The sequence below is a fragment of the Streptomyces sp. PKA51 genome, from assembly GCF_057552455.1.
Genome location: NZ_BAAJPZ010000002.1, coordinates 171,381 through 188,010, shown reverse-complemented (window position 1 = coordinate 188,010; position 16,630 = coordinate 171,381). Strand labels below are relative to the sequence as shown.

The window sequence follows — 16,630 nt, the reverse complement described above, 5'->3', positions numbered from 1 at the left end:
TCACCTGAATGATCTACAGGAAACGGGTGGCAGCGGGGATTTGTGCCCTGCTGGCCGCCTTTGCCGGGGGTGCGGTGCCCGCGAGCGCCGCCGACGGGCCCTCCAAGGACTCCCCGAAGGTCGAGCTCGTGCTCGACGTCAGTGGCTCGATGAAGGCACAGGACGTGGACGGGCAGTCGCGCATGGCGGCGGCCAAGGAAGCGTTCAACGAGGTCATCGATTCCGTGCCGCAGGGTGTGCGGCTGGGGATCCGGACGCTCGGGGCGACGTACGCCGGGGAGGACAAGGCGATCGGCTGCCGGGACAGCGAGCAGCTGCACCCGGTCGGCGCCGTCAACCGGACCGAGGCCAAGAACTCCGTGGCGCGGCTGCAGCCGACGGGCTGGACGCCCATCGGGTACGCGCTGCGCGGCGCCGACAAGGACCTGGACGTCGGGGGCGGCACCCGGCGCATCGTCCTCATCACCGACGGCGAGGACTCCTGCGGGCAGCCCGACCCGTGCGACGTGGCCCGTGAACTGGCCGCCAAGGGCACCCACCTGACCGTCGACACGCTCGGCCTCGCCGCCGACGACAAGACGCGCGAGCAGCTCAGCTGCATCGCCGAGGCCACCGGCGGCACGTACACCACCGTGCACCACCGCAAGGAGCTCTCCGGCCGCATCAAGCAGCTCGTCAAGCGGGCCGACACCCCCGTCCAGACGCCCCGGGCCACCCAGGGCGGTGCCTCCTGCGCCACCGCGCCCGAGATCGGCGCGGGCATCTGGACGGACCGCGAGCGGTTCGGCGAGCACCGCTGGTACCGCGTGAAGGTCAAGCCCGGCCAGGAGCTGCGGGCCTCCGTCAGCGTGGCCGCCGACCGGGCCGTCGAGCGCGACTACGGCGTGCTGCTGCGGGCCGTGAGCGAGGGCGGACAGGAGCTCGTACGGGGCTCGGACGCCGGCAACGGCCGCACCGACGTGATGTCCGCCGGTCTGCGCCGCCCCTTCTACCGGGCCTCGGAGGACGACAAGGACCCGCGCACGGTGTGCCTGGAGGTCTCCCAGTCCTTCGCCGCGCCGCCCTCGGTCAAGCGTGAGCCGGGGCTGCCGGTCGAGCTGGCCGTCGACGTCGTCGAGGGCCCGGACGACCCCTCGGACCTCGCCGCCTTCGGCCTCGGCCGCGGCTGGGTGCTGCTGCTCGTCCTCGGTGGTGCGGGCCTGGCGGCCGGTCTGCTGTGGGGTTGGCTGGCGCGCTGGCGCGTGGCCGTGTGGAGGGAGAACTGATGTACGTCAAGCGGCTCCTGGCGGCCACGGTCGCCGCCGGTGCGGTGCTGCTGGGCCTCGGCCCCGCCGCCACCGCCGACGAGGGCAGGCCGGCGCCCGGCGAGGCCGGTACGGCCTTCCGCACCGCCGTCGCCGTCGAGCAGGGCCAGCGGGCCACTGCCGACGCCTCCACCGGTGACTACCTCTACTGGCAGTTCCCGGCGGGCGCCGGGCAGCAGCCCACGGTCAAGGCCACCGTGGACCTGCCCGAGTCGGCCACCCGCAACGGCACGTCCACCTGGCAGCTGGACGTCTTCGACGGGCTGCGCCGCCGGCAGGCGTGCGCGTCCGGCGCACCCACGCAGCGAGCGGCGCGCGAGGACGCCTCCGTCACGCTCACCTGCACGCTGCGCACGGTACGGCCGTGGGCCGAGCGGTGGGCCAACGACCCGCTGCCCGGCGCGTACTACGTGCGCCTGACCGTCACCGACGCAGCCGACCGCGACATGGGCCTGCCCGTGCACGCGCAGATGCAGGTCACGGCGGACGACGCCGGCGGGGCGCGCGCCGAGGGCGGCTCGCTCGGCGCGCCGCTGCACGCGGCCGCCGTCACCGAGCCCGAGGACGGCTGGAACGGCAGCTGGTGGTCGGGCCGCTGGGGCTGGACCCTCGGCGGCGCCGTGCTGTGCGCCCTGGCCGCCATCGGCGGCTACACCCTCACCCGTCACCCGCGGCGCAGGTGAGATCGGTGGCGGCGCCCCGGCCCCGGGGCGCCGCCACCGGCACGCCGGGCATCAGGACCGCGCGCTCTCCTCGTCGTCGACGGCCCGCAGATACAGCTCCAGCAGGTCCTCGGTGAAGTACGAGCTGTAGGAGATGTCCGGGGTGTCCCCACCGGTGTGGTAGCCGCCGATGACCCCCACGACCGCGTACCCGGTGGCCCACCGCACCAGGAACGGACCGCCCGAGGTACCGCCCACGTAGCCCGCACAGGCGATCTCCAGGAAGTCACCGGGCGCGGCCGGATCGGTGCTGGTGTAGCGGTGCGTGGAGGACGTGCAGTCCAGCGGCTTGGGGTATTTCGCGTCGCTGCTGCCCGGATAGCCGATCAGACGGACGGTCCGGTGGTCGTACCCCGGCCGGATCGCCAGGTCGAAGGCGCCCACCGCCTCCTGCACGTCCGTGCCGTCCGCGCGCGGCCCCATCCGCACGATCGTGAAGTCCCAGCGGGCGCCGCCGTTCGTGCCCAGGTCGTAGTAACGCTGGTCGATGTGGATGTCCTCGACCGGGAAGACGCCGTGCGGCTTGAGACCGTCGTGGTACTGCGGCACGAACGACAGCCGCTTCTTCGGATCCGGCGAGCGCAGACAGTGCGCGGCACTGACGGCCAGGTCGCGATGCGGACTGCGCACGACCGTACCGCCGCAGAAGCGGCCGGTGTTCTGCCCGTCGGTCCAGAAGAACGTGCCCACCTGCGGCAGCCCGTCGAAGGGATGACTGGGCGGTACGGGATCCCCCGGAACGGCCCCGGCGCGCCTGCCGGCGGCCTCGGCCGGCAGCGCCGCCTTCATGCGCTGCGGGGTCCAGTACGCGTCCGCCGTGGCGGCGGACGCGCGCGGGCCGCCGGCCGCCGCAGCGGCGGGGGCGTGCACGACGGCGGTCGCCGCCGTCAGCAGCAGACCGGCGAGGACGGCAGTGAGACGTCCGCGTATGACGAGAGGTCTGTGGCGCATGGACGGTTCCTTCCTGCAGGCACGGACGGAGCGAGCGTGTCATCCTGCCGCCGCCGGGACGGCAGTGGTGAGTCGTCGACGCGACAGGATTCATCACAACGACGCACAGCACTGTCAGTGGCGGCCGGTAGCCTGTGGGACACCGAAGACGGCCCATGGGGTGGGGAGTACGTGATGGTCGATCCGATGTCGCTCGAAGCAGTCACGACCGCGGTCACCGCCGCCGCCGGAGCGGCCGGCACGGAGGCCGGGCGCCGGATCTGGGGATCCCTGGCCGACCTCGCCCGGCGCACCTTCGGCCGCGGCCGCGAGGACGGCACCACGGCCACCGAGCCGGTGCCCCTGCCGCTGGACCCGGCCAGCCCGCAGGAGACGCAGGCACTGGCCGCCATGCTCTTCGGGCGGATGCTCCACGACGAGACCATGACCACCGAGTTCCGCCAGTGGCTGGAGAGCGCCCGCGCCGCGGAGATCTCGGTGGCCGGCGACACGGTCACCGTCACCAACACGGTCTCGGGCAACGCGCGGGTGCGCACCCTGTACCAGGGACAGAACATCAACGTGACGGGCACGCCGTGACCCCGCCCGCTTCGCGGGGGCCGCACGACTCCGAGGAGCCGGCACCGCAGGTGCACAACGACTTCTCCGGCACCGCCGATCAGGCGTTCCAGGCCGGAAGGGACATCACGATCAACAACTACCTGGTGCGGGAGCGGGAGCGGCCGCCGGAGGCGACCTACCAGCCGCCCGCCGCTCCCCTTGTCTTCGTCAACCGGACCCGGGAGCTGGGGTCCGTACGCGGACAGTTGACCCGGGGCGGTACGTCCATGCTCGTCCTCAGCGGCATGCCGGGCGTCGGCACGACGAGTACGGCGCTGCGCTCGGCCGAGGAAATGGGGGACTTATATCCCGGCGGCGTGCTGTACGTGGACTTCGCCGAGCTCGGCGGGGCGTCGGGCGGTGGCGCGGACGTACGGGGCGCACAGTCCCATGTCCTGCGCAGCGCCTTCGGCGTGGCGGAGCGGTACCTGTCGGTGCCGGGGGCCGAACTGGCGGCCCTCTACCGTGACAAGACGCGCACGCGCGGGCCGATCCTGCTCGTGCTCGACAACGTCACCCATCCCGCACAGGCCAGCGCACTGATCCCCGCTGCGGCCGGGAGCGCAGTCGTCGTCACCAGCCATCGACGTCTTGAGGAACTCGTGATGGACGGCGCCCACCTCATGCCGCTGGAACCGCTCGACGCCCCGCACGCGTTGGAGCTCCTGGCCGCGCTCTGCGGCCCCCGACGCGTGGCGTCCGAAGCAGACGCAGCGGCCCGGCTGGTCGAGCGTTGCGAGGGGCTGCCGCTGGCCCTGGCCGTTGTCGGTGCACGGCTTGCCGGCCGGCCCCGGCTCGGCCTCGCCGTCGTCCTGGAGGAGCTGGAGGCCGAGAGCGACAGGCTGGCCGCGCTCTCCGACGGCTCCGCCGACCCGCGCCGCAGCCTCTCCGCCGCGCTCGGCGTCGCCTGCCGGCATCTGCCGCCCGCCGCGCTGCGGTTGTACCGGCTGCTGGGGCTGCTGCCCGCGTCCACGTTCCACCTCGATGCCGCCGTCGCCCTGGACGGCAGCGACAGGGTTGTCGCCGGGTCATTGCTGGAGGAGCTGCGGGCGGCCAGCCTCCTCGACGAGGAGATCGTGGCCGGGCGGCCGACCGGGCGCTATGGCATGCACGACCTCGTCCGCCTGCACGCCCGCGCCCTCGCGGAGGCCGACGACGACGAGGCACGGCACGCCGCGCTGTGCCGGTTGGTCGACCACTACACCGTCCGTACCGCCTTCGCCGACCGGGCGGTGATGCCGGCCGACCGGCTGCGCATCACGGATCACGCGGTGCTGCTCGCCGGGCACGAGGACCCCTTCCCGGGGCCGGACGCCCGTGACCGGGCGCTGGACTGGCTGGAGGCCGAACGCGCGGGCGCCCTCGGCGTGCTGCGCACCGCCGTCGCCCACGGCCTGGACCGGCAGGCGGCCGAGCTGGCCGAGGGCCTGACCGCCCTGTACCTCAACCACCGGCACCTGACGGACTGGATCGAGTCCGGCAGGCTCGGCGCGGACGCCGCGGCCCGGCTGGGGCACCGGGCCCTGGAGGCGCGGCTGCGCAGCCTGCTGTCCCGGCCGCTGATGGACATCGGCCGGTCCGGGGAGGCGCGCAAGGAGCTCGACCGGGCGCTGGAGCTCGCGGACGGCACGCCCGATCCCGTCCTGCGCGCGTCGGTGCGCGAGTTCTCCGCCCGCTACTGGGACGCGTGCGAGCCGGCCACCGCCCTCGCCCAGTACGAGGAGGCCCTCGCGCTCAACGCCGAGGCCGGGCAGTGGCGTGGTGTCGCGCTCGTCCTGTACTTCATGGGCTGCACGCAGGACGCGACGGGCGAGCACGGCCGGGCCCTGGCGACGCTGGCCGACGCCCACGACCGGCTCGCGGCGATCGGCGACCGCCGGATGGCGGGCCGGGCCCTGGCCGCGCTGGGGGTGGCGCATGCGCACGCCGGCAACACACGGATCGCGGTGCGCATCCTGATGCGCGCGGCGTGGGCGCTGCGCAGGCAGCGCGCCCGGCCCTACGAGGCGCAGGTCCGCGAGGACCTCGCCGGCCTCGCGCTGCGGGAGGGCAGCCCTGCCTCGGCGCGCCGGCAGTTGACCCGTGCCCTGGAGCTGCACGTCCGGGACGGCAGCCCCCGGGAGGCCGAACTGCGCGAACGCCTCGAAGCGCTGGGGGAGGAGGGCTGACCGCGTAGGCCACCGGGCCGTGGACGTCCGCCGTCGCGCCGGGCGTCACCCGTTCTGCGACCGCCATTGCGCCGCCCTGGCCCTGGCCTCCTCTGGTGTCAGCCCGGCGACCCGCGCCAGCGGGACGTCCTTCAGCGGGCAGTCGGCATAGTGGTCGGTCCTTTCGCTCGGAGCGGCGTCGCACTCGGGGCACTGTCGAGGAGGCATGGCGCTCCTTGTCCCTATGCCGAGTCGTGGTCGTCCTGCCAATGCCGAATCTTCTCGCCCATGTATGGCACGACCGAGGTGAGCAGCGCAACGACGCCCAGGGCGGCCATGGTTCCTGCGGCGAACCACCGCCAGGCGGGCGCCGCCGCGTCGGCGGGCGGGGCAAGGGCGAGGCTGCTGCCCGTCGCCAGGCACAGGAGTCCCGATGCGTAACAGAAGTTTGCTACTCCGACGAGACTGAACCACTTGGCGTAGTGCTGGTGCTGATCCTGGATCAGCTCGTCCTGCTGCTCGGCGGTCATCGCGGACAGCGGGCCCCACCAGTCCTCGACATCGGCGCGCGAGTACAGGTACTGGCGGGAGACGACTCCCCACACCACCGCCATGATCATGAAGAGCGCGGTCAGGGCGAGGGCCAGCAGCGTGGGGTCCGGCCAGCGAAACTTGTCGCGGTCCGTGATGACGAGCCCCGCCAGCGTGATGCTCGCGCCGCCCAGGAGGGGCGCCGCGGTCGTGTACTGCCCCTCGCGTGCGGCCGGCCAGCCCAGTGGCGCGGGCTTGCGCCAGGAACGACTCACCCTGCCCCCTCGAAGGATGCGGTCGGCGGTCGTCACGCCCCGCCCCCACCCCGACGAAACACCAGGAAAAGGTACAGTGCGGCAGCCCGAGCGGGAATGCCCCGAACAGGCCGGAAGGGTCTCGATGGGTCTCGGCGCCCTTCAGCGCACCGGCCGGGGGCGCCGCAGCGACAGCGCCACGTCCTCGTCCCGCAGGCCCGCCCGCAGCCGTACGGTGCCCGCCGGTGGGCGGCCGGCGCGCACGAGCGCGTACACGACCGCCGCATGCAACCCCGTGTCGGCGGGCGGGCGGCCGGTGACGGACGTCTCCACGACGCGGCCGTCCCGCAATACGCTCACGCAGCGCCCGGGGGCCGGCGCCGTGGCCAGGCGGGCGCCGGGCCATGCGGCCAGCGTGTCGAGGGCCCAGCGCACGGCCTGCGCCACCGAGTCGTGGCAGGTGCCGGAGGTGAGGGCGGAGGCGCTGCCGAGCAGGCGCAGGTCCCGTTCGGTCTCGTCGCAGGAGAGGTGGAGCCAGCGCCCGCCGCCCTCCTCGGGCCGGGCACCGCTTGCCGGCAGACGGCGTACGGTCACCTCCTCGCCGGTGACGGTCGTGGTCACCCAGGCCGCGGTGACGGTGCCCCCCTCGGGCCGGGGCGCCGGGCAGGCGTACAGGGGCGGCGGGGAGCCGTCCGGTTCGGGGAGCGCCATCAGCTCGTACAGGTAGGAGCGCAATCGCAGCAGCGCGGAGCCGGGTGCGGTGAAGGCGGCGGCGGCCACCTTGGTGACGCGTTCCTCGTCGTGCTCGTCGACGGCCCGCTCCACCTGGTCCGCGAGCGGCTCGTGGGGCTGCAGGTGCGTTACGACGCGGCCGAGTTCGGCCATCGGCGTGCCCGGCACCGCCTCCTCGCCGAACGCGGCCAGGAGCAGCGGCCGGCCCAGCGCCGCGGCGTACAGGGTGACCGAGCCGTGGTCGCCCACGACCACGTCGGCGGCGACGAGCGCCGCCGGCCAGCCGCGCTCCGGGGGTACGAGCAGCAGCCCGCCGTCCAGGGCCGCCGCCTCGACGGCACGTACCTGCCAAGGGCCGTGGGCGGACCAGACGTTGGGGTGCAGCACGGCGGCGACGCGGTACTCGTCGAGCGGCAGCGCGGCCGCCAGCCGCGCCGGCAGCTGCGGATCGCGGCCGAGCAGGGACTGCGGGCCCCAGGTCGAGGTGACCAGCACCAGCCGCCGGCCGTCGCCGGCGCCCAGCGCCGCGCGGTAACGGGCGCGCAGGGGACGCGAGGCGAGGAGCCCGTCGTGGTACGGGTCGCCGATCAGGCGGGCGCGGGCGGCCGGGCCGGGGTGGTGCTCGGCGAGCTGGGCGATCTGGTCGGGGTGCGAGACGGCGTGCCGGGCGCGCGGGTCGTCCATGACCCCGGACAGCCGCCGTCCGCTGCCGCGCGCGTCGGGGACGAGCTTGTGGAAGCCGATGCCGTGCGGCAGGACGAGTACGGGGCAGTGCGCGTCGAGGCCGGTGGTGTCGATGTTCTCGCTGGCGGAGACGACGAGGTGCGGACGGACGCGGGAGAGCTGGTCCCAGGGCATGAGCCGGACGCCGGCGGCGTGGAGGAGGTCGTGGACGCCGTCGCCGAAGGCGGACGTGGGGTCGAAGGCGAAGACGACGTCGACGCGGGGGTCGCCGCGCACGAGATCGGGCAGGACGTCGAGGAGGCGGACGGCGGAGGTGACGGTGCGGGCCACGGCGACGAGGAGGCGTTCACCGGGGAACGTACGCCACCGCCAGGCGTCGTCCCCGACGGGGACGCGCAGATCACCAGGCTTCCGGCTTCCGGCTTCCGGCTTCCAGCTTCCAGCTTCCAGCTTCCAGCTTCCAGCTTCCAGCTTCCAGCTTCCAGCTCTATGGTGCCTTCCCTACCGTCCCTCACTCCGCCCCCGCAACTCGTTCCGCGGCAATTCACCCGCCGCCCCGCAGCACGCCCCCACCGTATGCGACACCGTGCGACGCCAGGGGCCCCCGCCGTCGCGCTCCAGAGCCACCGGCTCCGCATAAACCTCTGGTTAAGTCCTTCACCCGCTTGTAACCGGGCATGGACTAGTGCTCGTCCGCTCCGCGTGACAGGATGCCCTCGCGGCCGACGGCACGGACTTAACTGGCCGTGAAGGGCCATGAAGCCGTGTGACACAGCGCGCTCGAAGGAACGGGGCAGATGGCTAACGGGGGGGACGGGCAGGCACGGGAGGCGAGCAGTCCGCTCGCACAACGGCTCACCTACCTGTTCGAATCGATGCATCCGCCGGGTGCGCCGTACACCAACGGCCACGTGGCGGAGGAGATCAGCCGCGGGGAGGAGTACGGCGGGGTCACGCTGACCGAGCAGTACTTGTCGATGCTGCGCAACGGCAAGCGCGTCAATCCCAGCCCGGACGTGCTGCGGGCGCTGGCGAAATTCTTCGCCGTGCCCGTGGGTTACCTGATGGGCGACCTGTCGGACTCCCAGGCCGAACGGGTGGAGGAGGAGGTCCGCTTCCTCGCGGCCATGAGGGATCAGCGCGTCCGGGCGATCGCCCTGCGGTCGGTGGGCCTCCCACCGGAGGTGCAGGACAGCCTGACCACCATCATCTGCCAGTTCCGGCAGCAGATGAACCTTCCGACCGACCCGCCCTGCGCGGGGGGTGAGGAGCGCCCGTGACCGTCACCGCGGAGGAGGGCCTCTTCACCAACTGGCGGCGTACCGAGGACGAGGACGGTGCAAGCATGCGGGTGGGGCGGATTCGCCGGCGCTGCAAGCAGCTCATCCAGGAGCTCGCCCTGCCCGCCTCGGCCGACCTGCAGGGCATGTGCGACGCCGTCGCGCTACACGTGGGCAGGCCGATCAACCTGGTGCCGATGAGCCTGGACGGCGTCGTCTCCGGCATGACCGCCACCACGGACGACGCCTACTGGGTCGTCTACGAGCAGAAGACCTCGCCCTGGCACCAGGTGCACATCGTGCTGCACGAGATCGGCCACCTGCTGCTCGGGCACGACCAGGACCCCGCCGTGACCGAGGACGCCCTGAAGGTGTGGACGCCCTCGGTGGACGTGGCCACCGCCATGCGCCGCATGGGCCTGACCATGGGTCTGGCCCGCCACCACTGCTACGACAACCTCACCGAGCGCGAGACCGAGATCCTCGGAACCCTTCTGATGGCGCGCGTGGTGCCCCCGCCGCCCGGCCAGGACGTCGTCCTGGAGGGCCGGGCGGCGGAGCTCGCCGCGTCCCTGGGGCCGGCCCTGCAGCACGTGCGCCGGCAGTTGCGCGACGGCGGGGGCGCCGGTGTTTGACGCCATCTACCTGACCTTCTCCGTCGTCACCTGGGCCATCGTCGGCTACAAGGCCCGCGCCTGGCTGCGCGACCGGGGCAACGTCGACCTCGGGCTGACCGCGCTGATGACCTCCGGCGTGCCGGTCGTCTTCCTCTTCTCCGCACCCACCGTCTACCGCGCCTTCGACCGGCTGACGGGCGTGGCGAACCTGGCGATGGTCGTGCTGTACTCCGCGGTCGTGCTCTTCGCCTCGGGCGCCACGGTGCTGCTGCTGCGCTGGACCAGCCGCGGCGACGCCGCGGCCCGGGCCCGCGCGGCCACCCGCTCCCGGTACGCGGTGGCGGCCGTGGCCGTCGCCTGGACGGCGGCGATCGTCTGCTTCGCCGTCGGGCGCCCCGACGCGGTGGAGCACCCCAGGGACTTCAGCACCGCGTACGCCGACGCGCCGGGCGTGGTCGCCTTCCTGGCGCTGTACCTGGCCATCTTCGGCACCAGCCTGGCGGGGCTGGGCACCCTGTGCCCCCGCTACGCCGCCCAACTGGGCCGCTCCTGGCTCTCCAAGGGGCTGCGCACGCTGTCGGCCGGCTGCTGGCTGGGCCTTGCGTACTGCGCCTGCAAACTGGCCGGCTTCGCGCTGACCTGGGCCGGCCGGGACGCGTACTGGCTCTCCAACGGGGTGGCCCCGATGAGCGCTTCGGTGGCCGCGCTGCTCGTCCTGCTCGGCTTCTCGCTGCCGGCCGTCGGTCCGCGGGCGGCCGCCTGGCGGCGGCTGCGCCGGCTGGAGCCGCTGTGGCGCGAGGTGACGGCCCACGCCCCCGAGGTGACGATCGAGGAGTCCGGCTGGGCCCGCTGGACGGCCCGCTGGCCCTTCGCCGACCTGGAGTGGCGGGCCAACCGGCAGATGGCGGAGATCCGTGACATCCAGCGCGGGGTGCGCCGCCACGTCGAGCCGCTCACCGTCGAACTGGCCCGGGAGCGGGCCCGGTCGGCCGGTCTGGACGGGCACGGGCTCGCGGCCGTGGTGGAGGCCGCGGCCCTGCGCCGGGGCCTGGGCAACCAGGCCGTGGGACACGTGGCGGTGCCGCACGCCGACAACGTGGTGGTCACCGTCAGCTCCGACCCCGCGGAGGAGCACGAACACCTGGCCCGCGTCGCGGACGTGTACCACACGCCGCTGGTCGACGCGGTGCTCGCCGAACTACGGGAGATCAGTGCCGCGCGCCGCGGTTGACGGCGCGCGGCCCGTGGACGGGGCGGCCATGGACGGGGGTCACGGCCGCTCCGCCTCACAGGCCGGTGCCGGGTCCGTGCGGATCGCCGATCCGCACGGACCCGGCACGGCCGGTGGGCGTCCTGCCCTTCCCCGGCCCGCGAGGGGCCACCGCCCCGGGCCCTTACAGTCGGGTGTCATGCAGCCCACCGACGAGTCCACCGTCACGTCCGCCGTCACGTCCACTGCCGCGTCCGCCGGCGTATCCGCCGCCGAGTCGACCGTGCCGTCCGTCGACGTCGCGGCCCTGCTGGCCGACCCCCACGGGACGTACGCCGCGCTCCGCGAGGCGGCGCCCGTGCACCGCATGACCGGGCCCGACGGGCGGCCGGCCTGGCTGGTGACCCGCTACGACGACGTGCGCCGGGCGCTCGCGGACCCCCGGCTCTCCCTGGACCGGCGCAACGCGCTGCCCGGCACCTACAGCGGTCTGTCCCTGCCCCCGGCGCTGGACGCCAATCTGCTCAACATGGACCCGCCGGACCACACCAGGCTGCGCCGCCTGGTGGTCAAGGCGTTCACGCCCGCCCGGGTGGAGGCGCTGCGCGCCCCCGTGCGCCGGCTGGCCGGCGACCTGCTGGACGCCGTCGCGGCGGACGGCCGCACGGACCTGATGGCGACGTACGCCGGCCCGCTGCCCATCGCCGTCATCTGCGACCTGATCGGGGTGCCGCAGCGCGACCGGCGGGACTTCCGCGAGTGGACCGACGCCCTGATCGCCCCCGACCCGGCGCAGCCGCAGCGGGCGAAGGAGGCGGTGGCGAGCCTGATGCGCTTCGTGGCCGCGCTGATCGAGGGCAAGCGGGCCGAGCCGGGCGACGACCTGCTCTCCGACCTGATCGCGGTGCGCGACGGCGGGGACGTCCTGTCGCCGGACGAGCTGACCTCGCTGGTCTTCCTCCTGCTCTTCGCCGGTTACGAGAACACCGTCCACCTCATCGCCAACGCGGTGCTCGCGCTGCTCGAGCACCCCGTACTGCTGCGGGCGGTGCGATCGGATCCGGACGTCCTCGCGACGGCCGTGGAGGAGTTCATGCGCTGGGACGGGCCGGTTCCGCTGGCCATCCGGCGCTTTCCGCTCCAGGACGTCACCTTCGGCACGGTGGTGGTGCCGAAGGGGGAGACCGTCCTGCTCTCCTTGGCCTCGGCCAACCGCGACGGCCGGCAGTTCCCCGACCCCGACCGCCTTGACCTGCGACGGGAGCATGCGGGGCAGCTCGGGCTGGGGCACGGGATCCATCACTGCCTGGGGGCCGCGCTGGCCCGGATGGAGGCGGAGACGGCCCTCGCGGTGCTGTTCGAGCGGCTGGAGGATCTGGAACTCGACCTTCCGGAAAACCCGCCGGTCCGCCGCGAGAGCCTCAGGGCGCGTGGCCTGAAATCGCTCCCCGTGCGCTGGTCGACGCAGAAACGAACAGGTTTTTGATGCATGGCCCATCCTTGATGAGGTAGAACTGTTCTCGAGCCCGCCCGGTGTGCATCCCCCGTCGCACCGGGCGGGCCTTCGTCGTCCTTGCTGCGGGCCCGAGCGGGCGCCCGCCGGATCAGCCGCTGCCGGGCGGGAACTTCAGCAGGGCCACGGCCGCCAGCATCTGGATGCTCACCGCCGCCACCGCCTTGCGGGTCGGCAGATGGTGCTGGCCGCGGATCAGTAGGACGGCGAGCGCGCTGCCGAAGGCCGCCGTCACCGAGGCCGCGGCCCGCACCGGGACGGAGCCGGCCGGCAGCCAGGTGTCGAGCGCGAGCCGGGGCAGGTCGCTCGCCCAGAACAGGACGACGAACAGGCTCGTCGTGGGCCCGAACCGCCCGTTGCCGCCCAGGCGGCGGGCGATGGCGTGGGTGGCCGCGCCCAGCAGGAAGCTGGCCAGCATCATGACCACCGAGCCGATGGCCAGCGCCTCCAGCGCCAGCACCGGGCTCACCCCCCACTGCCCCCAGAAGGAGTCCACGGCCAGCGTGCCCATCGCCCCGCACAGCAGCGACAGGAAGGCGGCCGCTCCCCACACGCTCCGGTCCCGGCACTCGTCGAGGACCTCGACGGGCCGGTACCAGAGCCCGAATATCAGGCGGTGCCACAGCAGCCTGCGCGGCGTTGCGGCGGGGTCGGACGGGTGCGGGGCTGTGGTCACGGGCATGGGTGCCGTTTTATCACCGTTCGGCCGGCCCCCACGAAAGCACGGGCGCCCGCAGGGGCCCGGCCGGGACGCCGGGCCGACGCCTCGTCAGGCGGGCGCGGTGGTCACGGATCCCTCCTCGCCCTCGGCCTCGCCGCCGGTGCCCGCGGCCCGCCGCGGGAGGTACTCCTCATTGATCTCGCGCGGCCCGAACGGCCACTGCCGCTCGTACGCCGCCCACAGCACGAAGGCCACGCAGCCCGCCCCGACCCAGGCCAGCGACCACTCGATCGGATGCCGCCCCGGCGAACTGCGGTCCGCGAAGCCGTAGATGACGAGCCAGCCCGCCAGCGCCACCAGACCCGGCAGCGGGTAGAGCCACATGCGGTACGGGCGCGGCAGGTCCGGTTGGCGGCGCCGCAGCACGGTCGCGGCGATCACCTGGGAGAGCGCCTGGAGGATCACCATCACGGCCATCAGCAGCTGGATGATCGTGGCGAGGTCGGTATGGCGGCCGATCAGGAAGCCCACGGCGCTGACGACCCCCATCGTCGCCAGGGACAGCCCCGGGAAGCGGTGGCGGGGGTGCAGGGCGCCGAAGCGGCGGAAGAAGACCTTCTCCCGCGCCGCGTCGTAGGGGATGCGCGAGCCGCCCAGGAGGCCGGTGAAGACCGACGCGAAGGCCGTGACGAGGATCAGCACGGTGACGACGTCGGCCGCCGCCTTGCCCCAGGTCTTCTCCATGACGGCCGAGGCGACCGAGGAGGAGGCGGTGGAGGTGGGGTCGAGCATCTCCCGCCAGTCGATGACGCCCAGGGTGCCGATCTGCAGCAGGAGGTAGATGGCCATGATGCCCAGGATCGAGTGCACGATGGCTCTGGGCATGGTGCGCCCGGGGTCCTTGATCTCGGCGCCCATGTAGGCGACGGTGCTGTAGCCGCCGTAGTCGTAGATGCCGATGGTCAGGCCCGCGGCGAAGCCCAGCCAGAACTGATGGCTCGTCATGTCGAAGGCGCCGGCCGGGTAGGTGAAGGCCCGCTCCGGGCTGAAGTGGGTGAAGGCGGCGACGATGACCAGGGACACCGAGGCGATCATCACGCCCCACAGGACGGCCGTGATGCGCGCGATGGACTCCACCCGCCGCCACAGCAGCGCGACGACCAGCGCCACCATGGCCAGGCCCGTCACGTCGCCCTGCGTCTGCGTCATGCCGGGCCACAGATAGCCCAGGTACTGCACGAACCCGATCACGCCGGTGGCCATGGCGAGCGGGATGAAGAGCATCGCCGTCCACACGAACAGGAACGGCATCAGCTTGCCGGTGCGGTACTGGAACGCCTGCCGCAGATAGACGTAACTGCCGCCCGCGCCGGGCATCGCCGCGCCCAGCTCGGCCCACACCAGCCCGTCCGCCAGCGCCAGCACCGCCCCCGCGACGAAGCCGATGACGGCGTGCGGGCCGCCGAACGAGGCGACCATGAGGGGAATGGTGACGAAGGGGCCTATCCCGCACATCTGGCTCATGTTGATGGCCGTGGCCTGGAACAGCCCGATGCGGCGCACGAACACCGTCCGTTGCCCGGGCACCTCGGGGGCGCCGCCGCCCGGGTCCCGCCCCGTCCCCGCTGCCGAATCTGCCATGGCGGTCAGCCCCTTCCGGTCGTTGCCTGCACTCGTAGCACCGGGCCCGGGGCGGCGTCCATCACCCGCGCGGTAGCGGAGGGATGGCCTCCGGCAGATGTCCGGCAGATGAGGTACGGCCGGGGCGGCCATGAGGCCCGTCGGGAGGTTAGGGTGTCCTGGCCGTGGTGTTCGGGAAGACCGGTGCCGGCCCTTCGGGGCCCATTCCGGAGCGGCCCTCGCCACTGTGATCGGGGAGTGACCGTCCCCACTTCGTACGCCGGACCGTCCGGCGCGCGGAAGCCACTGGGCCGCATCCGGCGGCCTGGGAAGGCGGGGCGGTCGCGCGTGCACCCGTCAGCCAGGAGACCGGCCACGGCATCTCGAAGTGATCCACGAGGTGCTGGAGCGTTCAACCCGAGATGTCCACCAACACATCCCTTCCCGTCCACATACCCACCGGCCCGCCGGCCTTCCGCTGGCGCCGCGAGGACACCGTGCGCACCGCCGGCCTGCTGGCCGTCATCGCCGCCCTCCACGTCGTCGCCTTCGGCGTGCTCTACCTGCTCGTCGTGCCGCAGCACTACACCGTCGACTCCAAGGTCTACGGCGTCGGCCTCGGCATCACCGCCTACACCCTCGGCATGCGGCACGCCTTCGACGCCGACCACATCGCCGCCATCGACAACACCACCCGCAAGCTCATGGCCGACGGCAAGCGCCCGGTCTCGGTCGGCTTCTGGTTCGCCCTCGGCCACTCCAGCGTCGTCGTGGTGCTGACCCTGCTGGTGGCCGGCGGCACGCAGCTGGCCGGCACCCTGATGAACGAGGACTCCACCACCCACCAGGTGCTCGGCATCGTCGGCACGTCGATATCCGGCGGCTTCCTCTACCTCATCGCCATCCTCAACCTCGTCGCCCTCGCCGGCATCCTGCGCGTCTTCCGCGCCATGCGCGAGGGCCGCTACGACGAGGGCGAGCTGGAGAAGCAGCTGGACTCGCGCGGCTTCATGAACCGGCTGCTGGGCCGCTTCACCCGCTCGGTCAGCCGCCCCGGCCAGATGTACCCCCTCGGCTTCCTCTTCGGCCTCGGCTTCGACACCGCCACCGAGGTCACGCTGATGGTGATGGCGGGCAGCGGCGCCGCGGCCGGACTGCCCTGGTACGCGATCCTGTGCCTGCCGCTGCTGTTCGCGGCCGGCATGAGCCTCTTCGACACCCTCGACGGCACGTTCATGAACTTCGCCTACCAGTGGGCGTTCTCCAACCCGGTGCGCAAGGTCTACTACAACCTCACCATCACCGGCCTGTCCATCGCCGTCGCGTTCCTCATCGGCACCATCGAGCTGGTCGGCGTCCTGCACGAGAAGCTCGGCCTGGACGATCCCGTCAGCGGCTGGATCGCCGGGCTGAACCTCGACAACGTCGGCTTCGTCATCGTCGGGCTGTTCGTCGTCGTATGGGCGGCGGCACTGGCCTACTGGCGCCTGGCGCGGGTCGAACAGCGCTGGACCGCCCGCACGGCGACGGCCGCCGGCACGGACGGGACCGCCGGCACGGACACGGCCGCCGTCACGGACGGGGACAGTCCCGCCGCGCGCACGCCTTCCGGGCTCTGACGACCGGCGGGCCGCTGCCCGCCGGTTCCTCGCCGACCACCACCAGCGCCGGCCCGCCGCACGTCCGGCAGGTACGGGACGAAGGGTCCCGCTCCCGCTCGATCGCCGCGGCGATCCGGCGCAGGGGGTCGGCGCCGAGGGCCGCTCGCGCCTCGGCATCGGTGTCGGACATGGGCCATCCCGTC

The 16,630-nt window shown here is 73.3% G+C and carries 14 protein-coding genes and 1 riboswitch; of the genes, 9 read left to right on the top strand and 5 right to left on the bottom strand.

Features of this window, described 5'->3' with window-relative positions; all coding sequences use genetic code 11:
• Window positions 1–8: 8 nt before the first annotated feature.
• Both AC27L3_RS03265 and AC27L3_RS03260 read left to right on the top strand, forming a co-directional pair.
• Window positions 9–1,265, top strand: a complete 1,257-nt coding sequence (locus tag AC27L3_RS03265) for a VWA domain-containing protein (protein ID WP_487232464.1) — start codon at window positions 9–11, stop codon at window positions 1,263–1,265.
• A complete protein-coding gene (locus AC27L3_RS03260; RefSeq protein ID WP_487232463.1) occupies window positions 1,265–1,987 on the top strand; it encodes a hypothetical protein in 723 nt (240 codons plus the stop codon). The genes AC27L3_RS03265 and AC27L3_RS03260 overlap by 1 nt, the downstream gene beginning before the upstream one ends.
• A gap of 51 nt (window positions 1,988–2,038) precedes the next feature.
• Here AC27L3_RS03260 and AC27L3_RS03255 read toward each other — a convergent pair whose 3' ends face one another.
• Window positions 2,039–2,977, bottom strand: coding sequence for a trypsin-like serine peptidase (locus AC27L3_RS03255; RefSeq protein WP_487232462.1), 939 nt, complete (start codon window positions 2,975–2,977; stop codon window positions 2,039–2,041).
• A 186-nt stretch (window positions 2,978–3,163) separates the two neighbouring features.
• Here AC27L3_RS03255 and AC27L3_RS03250 point away from each other — a divergent pair, with 186 nt between their 5' ends.
• The gene (locus AC27L3_RS03250) at window positions 3,164–3,556 is read left to right on the top strand and encodes a hypothetical protein (RefSeq protein WP_487232461.1); all 393 of its coding nucleotides are present in this window, start codon (window positions 3,164–3,166) and stop codon (window positions 3,554–3,556) included.
• A complete protein-coding gene (locus tag AC27L3_RS03245) occupies window positions 3,553–5,745 on the top strand; it encodes a hypothetical protein (protein ID WP_487232460.1) in 2,193 nt (730 codons plus the stop codon). Before AC27L3_RS03250 ends, AC27L3_RS03245 begins: the two co-directional genes overlap by 4 nt.
• Before the next feature lie 221 nt (window positions 5,746–5,966).
• On the opposite strand, the gene AC27L3_RS03240 is transcribed toward AC27L3_RS03245, so the two are convergent.
• Together AC27L3_RS03240 and AC27L3_RS03235 are read right to left on the bottom strand one after the other, a co-directional pair.
• Window positions 5,967–6,530 carry a hypothetical protein gene (locus AC27L3_RS03240; protein ID WP_487232459.1) on the bottom strand — a complete coding sequence of 188 codons (564 nt, stop codon included), beginning with the start codon at window positions 6,528–6,530 and terminating at the stop codon, window positions 5,967–5,969.
• A 141-nt stretch (window positions 6,531–6,671) separates the two neighbouring features.
• Window positions 6,672–8,255: a hypothetical protein gene (locus tag AC27L3_RS03235; RefSeq protein WP_487232458.1), complete on the bottom strand. Its 1,584-nt coding sequence runs from the start codon at window positions 8,253–8,255 to the stop codon at window positions 6,672–6,674.
• Window positions 8,256–8,722: 467 nt separating this feature from the next.
• Here AC27L3_RS03235 and AC27L3_RS03230 point away from each other — a divergent pair, with 467 nt between their 5' ends.
• From AC27L3_RS03230 to AC27L3_RS03215, 4 genes are all read left to right on the top strand, one after another.
• A complete protein-coding gene (locus AC27L3_RS03230; RefSeq protein ID WP_487232457.1) occupies window positions 8,723–9,205 on the top strand; it encodes a helix-turn-helix domain-containing protein in 483 nt (160 codons plus the stop codon).
• Window positions 9,202–9,840: a hypothetical protein gene (locus AC27L3_RS03225; RefSeq protein WP_487232456.1), complete on the top strand. Its 639-nt coding sequence runs from the start codon at window positions 9,202–9,204 to the stop codon at window positions 9,838–9,840. Before AC27L3_RS03230 ends, AC27L3_RS03225 begins: the two co-directional genes overlap by 4 nt.
• Entirely contained in the window at window positions 9,833–11,053 is a 1,221-nt protein-coding gene (locus AC27L3_RS03220; protein WP_487232455.1) for an MAB_1171c family putative transporter, read from the top strand. The genes AC27L3_RS03225 and AC27L3_RS03220 overlap by 8 nt, the downstream gene beginning before the upstream one ends.
• 178 nt (window positions 11,054–11,231) lie before the next feature.
• Window positions 11,232–12,518: a cytochrome P450 family protein gene (locus tag AC27L3_RS03215; protein ID WP_487232454.1), complete on the top strand. Its 1,287-nt coding sequence runs from the start codon at window positions 11,232–11,234 to the stop codon at window positions 12,516–12,518.
• A 118-nt stretch (window positions 12,519–12,636) separates the two neighbouring features.
• Here the strand turns inward: AC27L3_RS03215 and AC27L3_RS03210 are convergent, their stop codons facing one another.
• Window positions 12,637–13,227 (bottom strand): YIP1 family protein, encoded by a 591-nt coding sequence (locus AC27L3_RS03210; protein WP_487232453.1) that lies wholly within the window; start codon window positions 13,225–13,227, stop codon window positions 12,637–12,639.
• 87 nt (window positions 13,228–13,314) lie between these two features.
• Window positions 13,315–14,847 carry an APC family permease gene (locus AC27L3_RS03205; RefSeq protein WP_487232452.1) on the bottom strand — a complete coding sequence of 511 codons (1,533 nt, stop codon included), beginning with the start codon at window positions 14,845–14,847 and terminating at the stop codon, window positions 13,315–13,317.
• Between the two features lie 148 nt (window positions 14,848–14,995).
• Window positions 14,996–15,218, top strand: a riboswitch (cobalamin riboswitch).
• A 30-nt stretch (window positions 15,219–15,248) separates the two neighbouring features.
• On the opposite strand from AC27L3_RS03205, the gene nicT reads away from it, so the two are divergent.
• Complete coding sequence (gene nicT / locus AC27L3_RS03200; RefSeq protein WP_487232451.1) at window positions 15,249–16,445, top strand: Nickel transporter NicT; 1,197 nt, start codon at window positions 15,249–15,251, stop codon at window positions 16,443–16,445.
• Window positions 16,446–16,630 lie beyond the last annotated feature (185 nt).

Excerpts from the sequence above, each read along its gene's own strand:
- AC27L3_RS03265 (WP_487232464.1), top strand. The coding sequence starts at position 9 with ATGATCTACAGGAAACGGGTGGCAGCGGGGATTTGTGCCCTGCTGGCC.
- AC27L3_RS03260 (WP_487232463.1), top strand. The coding sequence starts at position 1,265 with ATGTACGTCAAGCGGCTCCTGGCGGCCACGGTCGCCGCCGGTGCGGTG.
- AC27L3_RS03255 (WP_487232462.1), bottom strand. The coding sequence starts at position 2,977 with ATGCGCCACAGACCTCTCGTCATACGCGGACGTCTCACTGCCGTCCTC.
- AC27L3_RS03250 (WP_487232461.1), top strand. The coding sequence starts at position 3,164 with ATGTCGCTCGAAGCAGTCACGACCGCGGTCACCGCCGCCGCCGGAGCG.
- AC27L3_RS03230 (WP_487232457.1), top strand. The coding sequence starts at position 8,723 with ATGGCTAACGGGGGGGACGGGCAGGCACGGGAGGCGAGCAGTCCGCTC.
- AC27L3_RS03215 (WP_487232454.1), top strand. The coding sequence starts at position 11,232 with ATGCAGCCCACCGACGAGTCCACCGTCACGTCCGCCGTCACGTCCACT.
- AC27L3_RS03210 (WP_487232453.1), bottom strand. The coding sequence starts at position 13,227 with ATGCCCGTGACCACAGCCCCGCACCCGTCCGACCCCGCCGCAACGCCG.
- AC27L3_RS03205 (WP_487232452.1), bottom strand. The coding sequence starts at position 14,847 with ATGGCAGATTCGGCAGCGGGGACGGGGCGGGACCCGGGCGGCGGCGCC.
- nicT (WP_487232451.1), top strand. The coding sequence starts at position 15,249 with ATGTCCACCAACACATCCCTTCCCGTCCACATACCCACCGGCCCGCCG.